Here is a 17,524-nt window from a genome sequence, read left to right on the forward strand (position 1 = left end):
TTTATCCTGGGATATATCATACTGTATCTGATACTGACTTGGCTTTTTAATTTATCGTTCAAATATGAACCTACCTGACTTTAACCCTACTAATAGCCAAGATCAATGGAATCGCTTTAAAGAGCTTTTATGGCATGATGAGCAGCTTGGTTTTTGGCTAGATATAAGCAGAATGAAAATTAATAAGAACCATCTTGAAGAGCTAGAACCAAAATTTATAAAAGCCTTTGAGGCACTTTCTTCTTTAGAAAATGGATCAATAGCGAATCAAGATGAAAAAAGAATGGTTGGTCACTATTGGCTTAGATGTCCAGAACTTGCTCCAACTTTAGATATAACTAAATTAATAAGTGAAGAAATCGATCAAATTATTGATTTTTCAAAGGGAATATTATCTTCTTTGATTAAAACAGAAGAAGGTGAATCATTTACAGATGTTCTTTGGATTGGAATAGGAGGTAGTGGTCTTGGACCACTTTTAATCACTCAATCACTCCAAGAATTAAATCAAGGACTTAATTTTCATTTCTTAGATAATGTTGACCCTATAGGTTTGGAAAAGACACTTAATTCTTTAGGTGAGAATATTTCAAAAACATTATTTGTTGTAGTTAGTAAATCTGGAGGCACACCAGAACCTCAAATTGCAATGGATCAAGCTCGAAATTATGTCAAAAATAAAAATCTACAATGGTCTTCCCGAGCAGTTGCTGTAACCATGCAAGGAAGTCGTCTTTACAATTTAGCAACTTCTGAAGGATGGCTAAAGTCATTTGATTTGCCAGATTGGGTAGGAGGTCGAACAAGTATTACTGGAGCTGTAGGCTTGTTGCCACTAGGTCTTATCAATTCTGATATTAAATCTTTTCTTTTAGGAGCTTCCAAAATGGATTTAATTACTAGAAATACAATCGTTTCTGAGAATCCATCTGCACTGTTGGCTTCAGCTTGGTATTCATCTGGAAAAGCTAGAGGTTTAAAAGATATGGTTGTTTTACCTTATCGAGATTCTTTAGAAGTTTTCAGCAGATATCTTCAACAACTCGTTATGGAATCTTTAGGTAAGAAGTTGGACAGAAATTCTAAAGAGGTCTGCCAAGGGCTTGCTGTTTATGGGAATAAAGGGTCAACAGATCAGCATGCATATGTTCAGCAGTTACGTGATGGACTTGATAACTTCTTCGTAACCTTCATAGAAGTTTTGACTGACAATAATCTACCTCTTATTCAAGGTAAATCCCCTGGAGATTTTTTATCAGGCTTCTTTCAAGGGACTCGTTTAGCATTAAGTCAAAATAACCGGGAAAGTATTACTATTTCAATTAAAAAATTTGACCCTTGTTCGTTAGGTGCGTTAATTGCTCTTTTCGAAAGAGCAGTTGGCTTATATGCCGAACTAATTAACATAAATGCATATCATCAACCTGGTGTAGAAGCAGGTAAGAAAGCTGCAGCTGATGTATTATTTTTGCAGAGTAAAGTCGAACAACTATTACTAGACGGAAAAACATATTCTATCGAAGAATTATCTACTGAAATTGAAGAATCATCACCTGAATCTATTTTCTTGATTTTGAGGCATTTAACTTCTAACAGTCAAACTTATGCTGTCAATGGTTTATGGAGTAAACCTGGTGAAATTACTATCACTAGAACTACCTAACAAACTATATTAATTAATTTATTAGGTATAACAATAATTCTTTTGTAAGTTTTACCTTGTAACCATTTACGTGAAATATCACTCTCTAAGGCTAAATTTTCAAGCTCTTCTTTACTTGCTGAAGAATTAACTATTATTTTACCCCTAAGCTTTCCATTTATTTGTATAACAAGTTCATAACTATCTTTTACAAGAGCTAATTCATCATAGCTTGGCCAGCTCTGTTTGTGGATACTGTCTTTTCCCTTTAATTTTTTCCATAATTCTTCTGAAATATGAGGCGCAAAAGGAGATAGTAACTTTAACAATATACTTAGTGATTCATTTATTATAGGGTTATTGCATTTTTTAAAGAGGTCATTCATGCCATTGCTCAATTTCATTATTTCGGCAATAGCAGTATTAAATTGTTGGTTTTCATTTAAATCTATTGATACCTCTTTTATTGCTAGGTTAGTAATTCGTCTAAGTTTGACTTCGCTCTCATTAAGTTCTTCTATGTTGTATGAATAATCCATGCTTAGGTTTATATTATTTAATTGATTACATTCACTCGCTAGTTTCCAGATCCTTTGTAGGAATCTATATTGGCCCTCAACATCAGCATCTTCCCATTCTAGATCTTTTTCAGGTGGAGCCTTGAAAAGTATGAACATTCTGGCTGTATCTGCACCATATTTATCTATAACTACAGATGGTTCAATTCCATTATATTTTGATTTTGACATTTTTTCATATATTTTCTGTAGTGGCTCACCTGTAACTGGATCTTTAGGTTTTATTGTGTCTGTAATATCGGATGTTTTTATATATTTATTAGTCTTGATATTCTTAAATGTAATTCCTTGTACCATGCCTTGAGTTAATAACTTTACAAAAGGTTCCTTAACAGATATTAAGTTCCTCTTACTCAATGCTTTAGTTAAAAACCTAGAATATAACAAATGCAGAATTGCATGTTCTATGCCGCCAACATATTGATTTACAGGCATCCATTTGTTAACCAGTTCTTTGTCAAATGGTTTATCTTTATTTTTAGGATCTAGATACCTTAGGAAATACCACGAAGAGCAAATAAAAGTATCCATAGTATCGGATTCTCTTGTAGCTTTTCTTTTACAATTTGGACAATTAGTATTTATCCATTCGGAAGTTAATAAAGGCGATTTACCTTTCCCAGATAATTTGATTTCGAGAGGTAGTTCAACTGGTAGATCTGACTTTTTTACCGGAACAACACCACAATGTGAACAATAAATAATTGGGATTGGACAGCCCCAATATCGTTGCCTAGAGATTAACCAATCTCTTAGCTTGTAGGTTGTTGTTTTTTGTGCCCAGTTTAACTCTATTCCTCTTTTTGTAATAAGTGTTTTGGCATCTGTAGATTTTAAATCATTAAATTCATTGGAATTAATCATTATTCCAGGCTGAGTATATGCAGCTTGCTTGTTATTTAAGCCTTCTTTTAAGGGTTTTATTACATACTTTATAGGAAGTGAATATATATGTGCAAATTCATAATCCCTTTCATCATGACCAGGTACTCCCATTACTGATCCAGTCCCATAACTAGCTAATACATAATTTGCAATCCAGACTGGTATACATGAATTATTAATAGGGTTTATAGCTTTTATGCCAAGGTCCATGCCAAGTTTACTTTTATTACCTACAGTCCTTTCACTATCAGTTAGACTAGCTATATTTTGCTTAAATATTTTTAATTTGTCTTTTAAATCTTTGGCAATTATTTTATCTACCAAAGGATGCTCTGGGGACATAACAATATAAGTACAACCAAATAGTGTATCTGGCCTGGTTGTAAATATACTTATAATTTCTTTGCTTTGATCTTCTACTTTAAAATCTATTTTTGTACCATTAGACTTGCCAATCCAATTCTGTTGCATTGTTTTAACTTTCTCTGGCCAATCATCTAAATTTTCTAAATCTCTTAGCAAATTATCAGCGTATTCTGTAATTTTAAGGAACCATTGCTTTAATTCTTTTTTCTCAACTATGGCACCTGATCTCCAGGATTTACCTTCAGCATCGACTTGTTCATTTGCAAGGACTGTTTTGTCAATTGGGTCCCAATTAACATTTGCAGACTTCTGATAAGCAAGACCAGCTTGATATAGTTCAAGAAATATAAATTGGCTCCATTTGTAGTATTCGCTCTCAGAAGTATTTATCTCCTTATCCCAATCTATAGATAACCCAAGTTTATTAAGTTCTATACGCATCTGGGAGATATTTTTCTTTGTCCACAAATCAGGCCTTACCCCCCTTTCTATAGCAGCATTCTCTGCAGGTAAGCCAAAAGCATCCCATCCCATAGGATGCAGTACAGCATCTCCTTTCATTCTTTGTAGCCTTGCAATGACATCCGTTATTACATAATTTCTCACATGGCCCATATGAAGATTCCCAGAAGGATATGGGAACATCGACAGAGCGTAAAAACTTTTTTGCTTATCAACCGGCTCTTGTGTTTTATATAGCCCTTGCAAATTCCACTCTTTCTGCCATTTACCCTCAATACTATGAGGGTTATAGCTCTCTTGTGAGAAATTAGAGTCTGGTTTTATTGTTGTTGAACCTGTCACTTAATTTGATTAAAATGATACTTAAGACTTTTACAGGTTAATATTACCCTTGGTTGGGCCATCTAGGGGGTATTTTACAAACAAAGAACTAGAACCTTAACTTACTATTTTTGCTAACTTGTTTTATTGAGAATCAGAATGGAACCTATTAACTTTCAAAAATATCATGGAATAGGTAATGACTTTATAATTATAGATGGGCAAGATAGTAATCTACCTTATAATATTACTTCCCCTAAAAAGGATTTTGTTAAAAAAATCACTAATAGAAATTTTGGCATTGGTGCTGATGGTATAATATTAATTTTACCCTCTAATACTAATAATTGTAATGTTAAAATGAAAATATTTAATTCAGACGGTACAGAACCGGAAATGTGCGGCAATGGAATTAGATGTTTGGTTAAATATATTTTGGATAATACACCTGAAAAACTCCTTGATGATTTTAAGGTTGAAACTTTAGCGGGAGATATTCCTATAAAATTAGATATTAATAATAATATTGTAGTAGATATGGGAGTTCCAATCCTTACCCCTCCTGAAATCCCAACATTTTTAAAAATTGGTAAAAATGGAATACCTCAAGATTGGTTAACCATCGGAGAGAAAAGCTTATTTGTTTCTGCAATAAGTATGGGAAATCCACATGCAGTAGTAGAAGTAGATCAGCTTTATGATTGTGATATCAATCTTCTTGGTCCAGAATTAGAAATACATCCAAAATTTCCCAAACATACTAATGTTCACTTTATTAAAATAATTAGAGAAAATTATATAGAAGCCTTAGTTTGGGAGAGGGGATGTGGAACTACTCTTGCTTGTGGAACAGGGGCATGTGCAATAGTGGCTATTCTTTCCAAGCTAGGTAAATGTAGTCAAAATTCAGTTGTTAAATTACCAGGCGGTGAACTTAGTATTCATTGGCCTCAATTTGGAGAGTCTATATATATGTCTGGCTCAGCAGAATATGTCTATAAAGGCCAACTAACAATTTCCTAATGAAAAGTAATACCCATTTATATCTAGATGCGTGTGCTAGTACTCCACCGTTAAAATCAGTAGTAAGAGAGGTCTCTAGAATTCAAAGCCTTTTTTGGGGAAATCCATTAAGTCTTCATAATTATGGATTAAGATCCTCAGAAATTATAGAAAGGTCTAGAAACAAGATAGCTACCCTGATGAATATTAGATCAGAACAAGTGGTTTTCACTTCTGGAGCGACTGAATCTATAAAGTTAGCCTTAAATAATAATTACCAGAATTTAACGCCTGGACGTATTGTCATAAGTGCCGTAGAACATCCTTCTGTATACTTAGCAGCAAATTACTTGAAAAGTATTGGATGGGATGTTGCAATTTGGCCTGTAGATAATAAAGGTATATTAAAACTAAATTGCCTAGAAGAACTTTTATCACACCCAACTAAAATTGTTTCAATAATATGGGCTCAAAGTGAAATTGGTAGTATCCAGCCCGTAAGTATTATTTCTAGAGAATGTATGGAAAGAGGTATTACCTTTCATTCTGATGCAACTCAATTGATTTCTCAAGGACTTTTACCTTTGGATCAACTTGATTTTGATTACATCTCTCTTTCTGCTCATAAACTTCAAGGACCTTTAGGAATAGGTATGTTGATATTAGGTCCAAAAATAACAGATAAATTTTCTATTTATAGCGGAGATAATGAATTTGCCATTGCTTTTAAATCCGGAACGCCTGCAGTTCCTCTTATTGCCGGAATGGCAAAGGCTTTATCTTGTATGAGTTCTAAAATCAAATTAATTAACGATGAGACAATTATAGAAGAGAGCACTACTTCAAAACTAACCAAAGAACTTAGAAATTTGCTAAGGGATTTCGATTTTCTTAGATTTACTGGACATCCTGAAAAACGCCTACCTCACCATCTTTCCTATATAGTAACCAATGATTCTTGTAAACCAATTTTAGGTAGAGATCTTGTACGTGAACTATCTAAAAGAAGGGTTTATGTCAGTAGTGGCACTGCATGTAAGTCTGGTACTACTCTTGACAGCAATGTTTTGGAAGCAATATCCGTAAATAAACCCTTTCGCCAGTCTGGCTTAAGAATAAGCCTTGGCCCATGGATTTCTAATGATGATATTAATTTAGTACCTTCAATCCTTAAAGATGCCATACAATCTTTAAGGAATTTATAGGCTAAATATCTTACTCTTTATGAATCTCATACTACCCCAAGATCTTAAGCAAGCAGAAACTCAGTTATATCAGTCAACCTTAACTTATTTGCAAAAGTATCCCCGGACTAAATTTTCAGCCAACTTATTCTTTGAGGGATTAAAGCTTACACCTATTGTCATAAGACTAGCTAATACTCTCTTATCTCATGATATAAAGCCATTATTATTGTTTCCTGATTTTGGCTCATCAGCTTTGGCTCAACGCGATTTTCCAACATTCAAGTCTAATATTATAACTTTCAAGGACTATTTATCAAATAAGAACTTATATCAAGATACTAATATATTAATTGCTGTATCTCCTCAGCCGTACGATTTCGAGGAGTTTTCACAGCTTTGTAATAGTATTGATATTTCAATCTTAATGTTTAATGGACGCTTACAAGATACAGCTGTAGGTATAGGTAGTGTTGGAAGAGATAGGAAATCTGGCTTTGTCGCTTCTTGGGCCCCTAGCTATTTTCTAAAACCTCTTAATATGGGAGCGCTTATGTATATGTATCCATATAAATGGACATTGTTTTATAGATCTAATGCAGGCTATCAATATGTCAATTCATTTGATAAAAAGCCAAATGATGAAGAAATTGACACTTCTTTTAATCAATTCCTAATTTAAATATAATATCATGTTTACTAACCTCTACAAGAAATCATTATTTCTCCTAACTTTCATAATTATCTTTCAGCTACTTACTCAAATACCCTTTCTAAGATTTAACTTTAGAAGATTATTATTACTAATAAAGCCTTTCAAGGAATCTATTGAAATATGTCCCTCACTTCAGAATAAATTGGAGTCAATTATTTCTTTAAATAGAGATAATTGGAGTATAACAACTATTAACTCTGATGGAAATGTTACTTCCCATATTAATGGAGATGTAAAGAGGATTCCAGCATCAAATCAAAAATTATTAACTACAGCATTTGCTTTGGATAAGTTAGGTCCAACACATATCTTAGAAACAGCTCTATATGCATCCAAAAATGGTAATTATATCTTTACAGGTCAAGGGGATCCTGATTTAAGCTTTTCTAGTGTTAAGCAATTTACAAAATCAATCAAAGAACACTCCGTAAAGCATGGACTTAATCAACTCAATATCCTGATTAAAGAAGAACCGCGTTCAACCTGGTGGCCTAATACTTGGGCTTATGCAGATAGATACGAGTCATATGGAGCCCCTATTACAAGATTAGCTTTAACAAGTAATTCCGGTCAATATTCCTTTATGTACCCTCTAGACAGGTTTAAGAATACTGTTCGCTCCTTTTTAGATTATCCAATTAGGTTCTCAACAATTGAATCTAATAATAATCAATTATTCAATCGTTCTAAGTCTTTTTCGTTAATTAATAAAATTGAATCTGCGCCCCTCTTTTCATTGTTAGCATTATCAAATTCTGAGAGTCATAACTTCACCTCAGAGGTTTTGTTAAAAACTACTTCTAATACCTGGGATACCTCAAAGGCAGCATTAATACTTGAAAAATGGATTAGAAGTTTGCCAATACCTTCTGAAAGTTTTTCTGTTTCTGATGGAAGCGGTCTTTCCAGGGATAACCTTGCTACTACAAATGGAATTTCTCACCTCCTTTATTTTATGGATAAGCATAGATATAGTCCTTATTATATTTCTTCTCTTTCCATATTAGGAACTAGAGGTACTTTAAAGTACTTTCCAGATTCTGTTAATTTACACGGTATTTTTTATGGTAAAACTGGTACTTTAAATGGTGTAAGATCAGTTTCTGGGTATCTCTTTCGAGATAATATTATAAATTATATAAGTATTATTTCTAATGGATTAAGTGAAGTTGACCCAGTAATCGCAGAGATATTAAACACAATTAATACTGATTCTATTTGCTTTCAGTAATCTTTGCTTTATAAATATTATCTAGATCAACAGCAACTATACTTGGCACCATATGTTTTATTTCCCCTCCAAACATAGCAACTTCTTTAACTACAGAGCTACTTAAAAAACTATGATGTGCTTCTGTTGCCATGAAAAGTGTTTCTATTGAAGAATCTAGAGAACTATTTGTATGGGCAATTTGTAATTCATACTCAAAGTCACTCATTGCCCTTAACCCCCTTAAGATTAAATCTGCTTGTCTTTGCTTTGCGCATTGAACTGTTAACCCTTTAAAACTGCAGACTTTTGCACCTGGGATATCTTTTATTGCCTCATTAATTTGCTCCATTCGTCTCTGCAAACTAAATGTTGGTGTCTTCGTTGGATTCTCTAGTACTGCTACCACTACTTCACCAAATAGTTTGCAGCCTCTTTTGATAAGGTCAAGGTGCCCTAATGTAAGTGGATCAAAACTTCCAGGATATAGGGCTTTCATAGAATAGTTTTATCTAATTTGATCTTATTCCTTGATAATGACTAAAGTTGATTTATTGATCGAAAGCTTATGACTCTTGACCTAGAAGCAAAAAAGGTTCTTCTTAGAAAGATACCGCATGGGATTTTTATTTGTACAGTTCGAGAAGGTGATGAAATTAATGGGTTTACAGCTAGCTGGGTTACCCAAGGCTCTTTCACTCCTCCTCTAGTTGTTATGGCTGTTAGATCCGAAGGCTCAAGTCATGGAATAATCCAAAGGACAAAGCTTTTTGCTCTTAATGTTCTACGTTCTGATCAAAAGGATTTAGCAGCTGTTTTCTTTAAACCTCAAAAGGGTTTAGGGGGGAGATTCGAATCCACTAGTTACAAGGATGGAGAATTCGATCTTCCTCTTTTAGAAAATGCTATCGGTGGAATCGAATGTAAGGTAGTTGGAGAGGTAGCACATGGTGACCATACAGTTTTTGTGGCAGAAGTTCTTTCAGCTAATCTAAATAAGGATGGAGAAGCTTTAAACCTTTCTTCAACTGGATGGTCTTATGGAGGCTAGATAAACCTTGGCCACAAGTCTGTCATTTAAATCATTAATTATTGATAAAGAAAGGTGCAAAAGGGTTTTAGCAAATATTCCTCAATCGCCAGGTTGCTACTTAATGAGAGATAAAGAAGATAATTTGCTTTATATAGGAAAATCTAAAAAATTGAAATCACGCGTTAGGTCTTATTTTAATTCGAATGCAGAATTGACACCCCGTATATCGTTAATGGTAAGGCAGGTTTTTGACATAGAATTTATAGTCACAGATACTGAAATAGAAGCACTTACTTTAGAGTCTAATTTAATTAAGTCTCATCAACCCTATTTTAATGTGCTTTTAAAAGACGATAAAAAATATCCATATCTTTGCATTACATGGAGTGAGGAATACCCTAGAATATTTATCACTCGCAAAAGAAGAAAGAGAAATCTTAAAGACAGATTCTACGGACCTTTTGTAGATGTCACAAGTTTACGCCAAACGTTATTTTTAGTTAAAAAAGTTTTTCCTTTAAGACAGAGGCCTAGGCCTCTATATAAAGATAGGACATGCCTTAACTATTCTATTAATAGATGTCCTGGAGTCTGTCAGAAATTAATTAGTTCTTCTGATTATCATCAGATAATTAAAAAGATAGCAATGATATTTGATGGAAGAACAGAAGAACTTAAACAGATTCTTCTAAAACAAATGAAAATATATTCTGATCAATTAAATTTTGAACATGCAGCTTCAATTAGAGATCAACTTAGAAGTTTAGCTCAAGTTAGTCAGTCACAGAAAGTCACTCTGCCAGACTCGACTATTAGCCGAGATGTTGTGGCTTTTGCCTCCAGCAAATCAATATGTTGTATACAGTTATTTCAAATGCGTGCTGGTAAATTAGTTGGACGCATTGGCTACATTTATGATTCAATAAATCTAAATTCAGACGTTATCATTAGGAAATGTTTAGAAGAACATTATAGTTATGTTGATTCCGTCGAAATACCTCCAGAGATACTTATTCAAATAGATATACCTCAACTTGAATATTTCCAAGAATGGCTTTCAGAGTTGGGAGGTAAAAAAATAAAAATACATAAACCCAAGCGCAGTGAAAAAAAAGATTTAATTGAGCTTGTTAGAAAAAATGCCTTTTTAGAACTCAATAGAATATCTGAGGGGCAATCAAGGCAGAATGAAGCTATTGAGGATTTGGCTCAGGCTTTAGAATTGAATCAACTGCCAAGAAGAATAGAGGGATATGATATAAGTCACCTTCAAGGTTCAAATGCAGTAGGTTCTCAGGTGGTTTTTGTAGAGGGTATACCTGCTAAACAACATTATAGAAAATATTCTATAAAAAGCTCTTCAATAAGTAGTGGACATAGCGATGATTATATGGCATTAGCTGAAGTTATACGTAGGAGATTTAGGAGATGGTCGAGGTTTAAATCAGAAGGCTTAGATTTAAGTAATATAAAAAATCTCAAAAAAAGCAAACTTGATCCTTTGCTTATTACCGACTGGCCAGATTTAATAATGATTGATGGAGGGAAAGGTCAGTTAAAGGCTGTTGTTGAAGCTTTAAGAGAGTTAAATCTTGAATCTGATATCAATGTTTGTTCATTAGCTAAGAAAAACGAGGTCGTTTATGTACCAGGCGAAAAAAATTTCTTAGATACAGACAAAGATCAGATAGGTATACAGCTTTTGCGAAGAGTTAGAGATGAAGCACATAGGTTTGCTTTAAGTTACCATAGACAAAAGAGGTCGTTATCTTTAAAGAGATCAGAGTTAATTGATATCCCTGGCTTAGGCCCCAAAAAAATACGTTTGTTGTTATCACACTTTCATTCTGTTAACGCTATACAATTGGCAACTATTGATGAGATATCTTCTATATCAGGATTTGGGAATGACACAGCATTATCTATTTGGAAGTATTTCCATCCTTAATAAATATTCTGTATTAGCTAGCATTTGATAACTATTGTTTAATAAGCTATGTATATAAATTTAGCTACTTCTATCTTAATTTAATATAATTATGTATATATTTAATTTTAGCATGAACCTGCCTCCAGAGGCTTACTTATGGTTTAAAGCTCTCCATATAATTGGTGTTGTTGTTTGGTTCGCAGGTTTGTTTTATCTTGTTAGGCTTTTCATTTATCATACAGAAGCTAAGGAATTATCACCAGACATAAAAGAAGCATTTGATAAACAGTATTCCTTAATGGAACTTAGGCTCGCCAATATTATTACTACGCCTGGAATGATTCTAACTGTAACTATGGCGGCAGGTCTTTTGTATATGCAACCAGCATGGCTCAATCAATTGTGGATGCAAGCTAAGTTGTTATTCGTTTTAGCCTTGCTTTTGTATCACTTTTTCTGTTATCGTATTATGAATAAACTCCAGAAGAATGATTGCGGATGGTCAGGTAAGCAATTAAGAGTTCTGAATGAATTACCTACTTTGTTATTGGTTAGTGTTGTTATGCTTGTTGTGTTTAAAAATAATTTTCCAACTGGAGCCGCTACTTGGTTTATCGTAGCACTAATAATATTTATGGCTTTATCTATCCAATTCTATGCTAGATATAGACGTTTATTACAAGAAAAATAATTCATTAATATGAAAAATGATGTCTCAACATTAAGAAATCTACTACTACAAGTTAATCCACAAAGTTGTCCTAACGATATTAATTTTCATTGCCATACAATATATAGTGATGGCAGCATGAGACCCGAGGAGTTAATTCATCAAGCATGTTTAAATAATGTTCGCAACATAGCAGTAACAGATCATCACTCCATTCACTCTTTCCCATTAATTACTAATTGGTTATTTCAGCATAATTCTATTTACAATTCAATTAATTTTTGGAGTGGTATTGAGATCAGTTGTTTATTGAAAGGATGCCTGGTTCATGTATTAGGTTTAGGTTTTGATCCAACTTCATCCTATTTAAAGCCATACACAACAGGAGATGCACCTCAAGGAGTTCATCTTCATGCCTCCAATGTTATCAGCTCTATTCGCAACGCTTCAGGCCTTTCTATTTTGGCTCATCCAGCTCGATATAGACTTAACTACAAGGAACTAATACTAGAAGCACATTCTCTTGGTATAGATGGAGTGGAAACTTGGTATGATTATGATATGTCTGCTCAATGGAAGCCAACAATGTATTTGTGTAGTTCTATTGACAAACTTGTCAAATCATTAGATTTGTTATCTTCTTGTGGCACTGATTCTCACGGTTATTCTTTATTTTCTAGGTAATACTCTAGCTTTGATATCTTTCTAGTTCGATAATCTTCTCTGATTGATTTATTATCCTCTTGAGATTATCTAAATCTTCATCAGAAGCAGACTTCCAAAGTTTTCTGTTATGAGATTCTAATAACCTTTCAGCCATATCTCTCAAGACCCAAGGATTCTCTTTGGACAGAAATTCGCTTACTTTCTCATTGATTAACCAATGCTTATAAATACCCTTATAGCACCAATCAGGAACACATTCAGAAGTTGCATCGTATGCAAACAAATAATCTAAACTAGCAGACATTTCAAATGCTCCTTTATATCCATGACTCATAATTCCATTTATCCACTTAGGGTTTAGTAATCTAGTTCTTACTACTTTATCAATTTCTTTTTCTATTCTGTGAACCTTTGGCTTGCTAAAGTTTGCATTATCTGAAAAATATATATTAGTTTTACTCTTAGTTACTCTTTCTACGGCACTTGCTAATCCTCCATGGAACTGATAATAATCATCTGAATCTAAAATATCATGCTCTCTATTGTCTTGGCTATGTAACACTACCTGAACTCTTTTCAAGCAATTCTCCAATTCTATTTTTGATGGCTTTTGTGTCTCTGAATCTTTATAGATATATTTACTCCATTCTAAATACGTATCAGCCAGATCATTCTTATTATTCCAATTCCCTAGGTTTATTAGTTCTTGAAGACCAGCGCCATATGTTTCTGGAGCACAACCAAATACTCTTTCATGAGAACCTCCTTCTTTAACAATTTTTGCTAGTGGGTTAATTTCTGAACTTTCATCTAGTGATGCAATAACCTTTTGAGCCTCGCAAACTAAATTTATAAGGTTCGGGAAGGCATCTCTAAATAAGCCAGAGATTCTAAGTGTTACATCTACTCTAGGCCTTTCTAGAACTGAATAAGGGATTGCCTCTACTCCTATTACTCTTCTAGTTGATGAGTCCCAAATAGGTTTAACTCCCATTAATGAGAACATCTGCGCAATCTCTTCACCTCCATTTCTCATAGTAGATGTTGCCCATACAGACATAGCTAAATTCGATAAATTCTCACCGTTTTCTAGGCGGTATAAATCAATTATTTTTTGCGCACTTCTTTTACCAAGATCCCATGCTGATTCTGTTGGTAAACCTCTGAGATCTACACTATAAAAATTACGTCCAGTAGGTAATACTTCTGCCTTGCCACGTGATGGAGCACCTGAAGGCCCACTTTTAATTCTATGACCTTTTAAGCAGGATAATAATGCTTCTTTCTCTTTATTAGGAGATATTTTTAATTTCTTGATAATTTTATCACTTATATATTGAACAATCTCTGAATTTTCAGAGTCATCAATAAATTTATTTGCTATATAAGTTTGTTTTGTGTGCCTACTCCGTTTTTTATTACTATCTTCTTGACCATTTATCCTACTTACTAATAATTCTATTATCTTTAGGGAAATATCATTAATAATTGTAGTCCCATCTCCTATAATTCTTGGTTTTTTAATCGAATAATTAGATAGACTCTCAATATCGTTCTTTAGTAATAATTCCCCTTCTTTGTCAGACCAAGGGTCGAATTCCAGACCAATGTATTCAGATAATGATTGAGAAAGACCTTTATGGAATAATCTAGGTGCGAGAGAAATACATAATGACATTTCACACAGTTTAGAGTACTCAAGGTCTTTACCAAATATGTGGAGACCTGTCCTGATTTGAGATTCTTTTAATTCACAAAGATATGTTTCTATATTTTCTAGAAGTGATTCAAATTCGATAGTTGGTGATTTGTTTAACTTGTCAAACAACTTACTGTTTGATAGGTTGTTGCTCTTAATTAATGAAATTAGTTTATTTCTTATCTCCTCTATTCGATTAGAAGAAACAAGAATTGCCTCTTGGTATTCATCTATAAGCGTCTCTATTAAAATTAGATCTCCGTATAATTTTGCCATTCCTATAGGAGGGGTCAAATGATCTATTATTACCGCTTGAGTACGTCTCTTTGCTTGGGATCCCTCTCCTGGATCATTAACAATGAAAGGATATAGATGTGGAATATTTGGCAAGGCAACTTCTGGAAAGCATTCCTTACTTAAACCAACACTTTTGCCAGGGAGCCATTCCACGGTACCATGTTTCCCAAAGTGAATTATACAATCCGAATTGAATACTTTATCAATCCATATATATTGAGCTAAATAATTATGGTTTGGAGGTAGATCTGGAGAATGTATATCCTTTAGATTATCTTGCTCATACCCCCTAGATTGCTGGATTAATATGCATACATTGCCAAATCTAATACCATGGATAGGATAACCCTTTTCTTCAAGTTGCAAATTATTGTTTGGTTCACCCCATTTTTTTACTATTTTTAACTTAGTAATATTATCATTAAAATTCCATTCATTCATATATTCATCTAAGGTTAAATAATCAAGTGGTTTCCTGTTAAAAGATTCTGGAGAGTTTGTTCTTTTTGATAATATTAGTTTCATTAATTCTTTTCCATTATCTGGGATTACCTTTTCTCCTAAATAATAACCATCCTCTTTCAACCAGCTTAATACTTTTACTAGGCTTTGAGGTGTATCTAGACCTACACCATTTGCGATCCTTCCATCCTTTATAGGGTAATTAGCCAGTATTAAAGATATTTTTTTCTCTGAATTCTCCTTTTCAGATAAGCAAAGCCATGATTTAATATGTTTTACAATCCATTTTATACCGAAGTCACTTACTTTATAATTCTCTATAGTTATTGACAAGCTATCATTTTTAGTTAACTTTTCTCTAAAAGCTCCGATTCTAGTAGTTATTCTTCCATCGAGTTCTGGTAATACGATTTGCAGTGAAAAGTCTATTGGAGTTAAACCTCTATGTGAACTTAACCATTGTTTCTTATTCCTATTTGATATGAGTAATTGAAATATAGGCTTGTTTAATTCGTCCCATATTAATCCTTCTGAATATATCTCCTCTGAATTAACAGTAGCAAATGACGTGGTACTAATTACACAATTAACTTTTTCTACTTGAAATAATTCAAGGACTTTTTTCTGTATTTCTTTGTCTTTTAAACTACTTACCCAAAGTGCCCTAGGAACAAGACCATTATTTCTTAATTCTTTATTTAACCTTTCTATAAGTTCTACATTCCCTGCCTGCAAGTATGAAGTATATAAAATGATACCTACCCTATTTCCTTTTTCTTCTTTCCAATCCCATATTTGAGGATCATCTACTTGTGTAATATTTATTGTTGAAGTTGAAATGCTTTTATCAAGCAGTATTTGTTCTATTACTCTTAAGAATTCTTCTAAATTCATTAATCCCCCTATTCTGATTAATCTTCCAAGTATTAGGCTTAGTTTCAAAGGTATATTGCTTATTCCATTTAGTTCTATTTCATGATCTTTTGTTCCTGATAGAACAATTAATTTTCTAGTACTATCTTCTCTACTCCATTGTTTAAGTTTTTCTAGTCCATACGACCAATGCCCTTTTCCTCCTAAAATTCTGACAATAATTATCTTTGCATATAATGCTGTTGTGGAAACATAGTGATCGATTTGAGCCTTATGTGTTAGATATTCCAGTGGCAATGCCCTTAATCGATTGCCCCAGTGCTCATTTTGTTCTTTATTGAGAACTTTCGCTAATGTGGAGATGTCAGTCCTGGCACTTGTAAGTAGAAGTACCGGAGCTGAAGGCTGTTCTACAAGTGCTAAATTCTCAGAGGAGTCTTCACCTGGGAGACTGGCTATGCGGTGCATTAGATCATTTACCTCAATCCTTTCTTATGCGAAAAAGTGGAAAGTGCAAAAATTCTATTTTGGCGGTACTGAACAGTGATGCATGATTTTTTGCCTTTTGCTTGGTTTAGGGGTGAATGTATACCCTTTGATAATGCAAAGGTTTCTATAGCAACTCATGCTCTTCATTATGGTACTGCTGCGTTTGGAGGTATGCGAGCTATACCTGATCCAAAATCCCCAGGGGTTTTTCTTTTTTTTAGAGTTGATAAACATATCAAGAGGTTGTGCCAGAGTGCAAAATTACTCTTAACTGAGCTTGATGAGGAAGAAGTACTTAGAAGTCTTACTTTGTTCCTCAGAGCCAATAAACCTAATAAACCTATATATATAAGACCTTTCGTATATACAAGTGACTTGGGAATAGCCCCTAGACTGCACAATATTGAAACAGATTTCTTCATATATGGCTTAGAACTTGGAGACTATTTGTCTCCTGAAGGAGTTACCTGCAGAATAAGCAGTTGGACGAGACAGCAGGATTGTTCATTACCTTTGAGAGGGAAAATAAGTGGAGCTTATATCACGAGCTCATTAGCCAAAACAGAAGCAACGTTAACAGGCTTCGATGAAGCTTTGCTTTTAAATTCACAAGGTAAAGTTAGCGAGGCTAGTGGTATGAATTTATTTATAGTTCGAGATTCTAACCTAATTACGCCCGGAGTAGATCAAGATATTTTAGAAGGTATTACAAGAGCTAGTGTTATTGAGTTAGCTAAAGATATGGGTATTAAGGTTATAGAAAGACCTGTAGATAAGACAGAGTTATTTATTTCAGATGAAGTATTCCTAACTGGTACAGCAGCAAAGATAACACCAATAAAAAGAATCGAATCAACAGTATTAAATAGCCAACGCCCTATAATGTCAAAAATACGTAATAGACTTATTTCTATAACTGAGGGTAATTCAGATAAATTTGATTCATGGGCTAATAGAATAAAAGTTGACTAAAATGATCACATTCAATAACTTTATATTGCTAAACTATTTGCACATATATATTACGTAGTTACTACATA

At 33.6% G+C, this 17,524-nt stretch carries 13 protein-coding genes; 10 read left to right on the forward strand and 3 right to left on the reverse strand.

All coding sequences use genetic code 11. The features are described from left to right. Positions 1-64 precede the first annotated feature (64 nt). On the forward strand, positions 65-1,663 hold the full coding sequence (locus O5635_RS01620) for a glucose-6-phosphate isomerase (RefSeq protein WP_036903026.1): 1,599 nt from the start codon (positions 65-67) through the stop codon (positions 1,661-1,663). Here O5635_RS01620 and leuS read toward each other — a convergent pair. After that, on the reverse strand, positions 1,660-4,275 hold the full coding sequence (gene leuS, locus O5635_RS01625) for a leucine--tRNA ligase (protein WP_036903023.1): 2,616 nt from the start codon (positions 4,273-4,275) through the stop codon (positions 1,660-1,662). The two genes, O5635_RS01620 and leuS, sit on opposite strands and share 4 nt — an antisense overlap. 138 nt (positions 4,276-4,413) lie before the next feature. Between leuS and dapF the strand changes: the two genes are divergently transcribed. The 4 genes from dapF to O5635_RS01645 all read left to right on the forward strand — a co-directional run bounded on the left by dapF (position 4,414) and on the right by O5635_RS01645 (position 8,386). Continuing rightward, complete coding sequence (gene dapF, locus O5635_RS01630; RefSeq protein ID WP_269607746.1) at positions 4,414-5,277, forward strand: diaminopimelate epimerase; 864 nt, start codon at positions 4,414-4,416, stop codon at positions 5,275-5,277. Then, positions 5,277-6,461: a cysteine desulfurase family protein gene (locus O5635_RS01635; protein ID WP_036903019.1), complete on the forward strand. Its 1,185-nt coding sequence runs from the start codon at positions 5,277-5,279 to the stop codon at positions 6,459-6,461. The genes dapF and O5635_RS01635 overlap by 1 nt, the downstream gene beginning before the upstream one ends. A gap of 19 nt (positions 6,462-6,480) precedes the next feature. Beyond that, complete coding sequence (locus O5635_RS01640; protein ID WP_036903016.1) at positions 6,481-7,122, forward strand: DUF1995 family protein; 642 nt, start codon at positions 6,481-6,483, stop codon at positions 7,120-7,122. A 175-nt stretch (positions 7,123-7,297) separates the two neighbouring features. After that, positions 7,298-8,386 (forward strand): D-alanyl-D-alanine carboxypeptidase, encoded by a 1,089-nt coding sequence (locus tag O5635_RS01645; protein WP_052043036.1) that lies wholly within the window; start codon positions 7,298-7,300, stop codon positions 8,384-8,386. Here O5635_RS01645 and coaD read toward each other — a convergent pair. Next, entirely contained in the window at positions 8,370-8,864 is a 495-nt protein-coding gene (gene coaD, locus O5635_RS01650; RefSeq protein WP_036903014.1) for a pantetheine-phosphate adenylyltransferase, read from the reverse strand. The two genes, O5635_RS01645 and coaD, sit on opposite strands and share 17 nt — an antisense overlap. Before the next feature lie 69 nt (positions 8,865-8,933). On the opposite strand from coaD, the gene O5635_RS01655 reads away from it, so the two are divergent. From O5635_RS01655 to O5635_RS01670, 4 genes are all read left to right on the forward strand, one after another. Beyond that, complete coding sequence (locus O5635_RS01655; RefSeq protein ID WP_036903010.1) at positions 8,934-9,416, forward strand: flavin reductase family protein; 483 nt, start codon at positions 8,934-8,936, stop codon at positions 9,414-9,416. 7 nt (positions 9,417-9,423) lie between these two features. Then, entirely contained in the window at positions 9,424-11,346 is a 1,923-nt protein-coding gene (uvrC, locus tag O5635_RS01660; protein WP_081934313.1) for an excinuclease ABC subunit UvrC, read from the forward strand. A 112-nt stretch (positions 11,347-11,458) separates the two neighbouring features. Then, entirely contained in the window at positions 11,459-12,019 is a 561-nt protein-coding gene (hemJ, locus tag O5635_RS01665) for a protoporphyrinogen oxidase HemJ (protein WP_036903706.1), read from the forward strand. A gap of 9 nt (positions 12,020-12,028) precedes the next feature. After that, positions 12,029-12,682 carry a PHP domain-containing protein gene (locus O5635_RS01670; protein WP_036903008.1) on the forward strand — a complete coding sequence of 218 codons (654 nt, stop codon included), beginning with the start codon at positions 12,029-12,031 and terminating at the stop codon, positions 12,680-12,682. Positions 12,683-12,686: 4 nt separating this feature from the next. On the opposite strand, the gene cobN is transcribed toward O5635_RS01670, so the two are convergent. Beyond that, complete coding sequence (gene cobN, locus O5635_RS01675; protein ID WP_269607751.1) at positions 12,687-16,463, reverse strand: cobaltochelatase subunit CobN; 3,777 nt, start codon at positions 16,461-16,463, stop codon at positions 12,687-12,689. Between the two features lie 78 nt (positions 16,464-16,541). Between cobN and O5635_RS01680 the strand changes: the two genes are divergently transcribed. Next, complete coding sequence (locus tag O5635_RS01680) at positions 16,542-17,456, forward strand: branched-chain amino acid transaminase (protein WP_036903005.1); 915 nt, start codon at positions 16,542-16,544, stop codon at positions 17,454-17,456. Positions 17,457-17,524 lie beyond the last annotated feature (68 nt).

It is taken from the genome of Prochlorococcus marinus str. MIT 0919, from assembly GCF_027359375.1.
In the GTDB taxonomy this organism is placed as follows: domain Bacteria; phylum Cyanobacteriota; class Cyanobacteriia; order PCC-6307; family Cyanobiaceae; genus Prochlorococcus_D.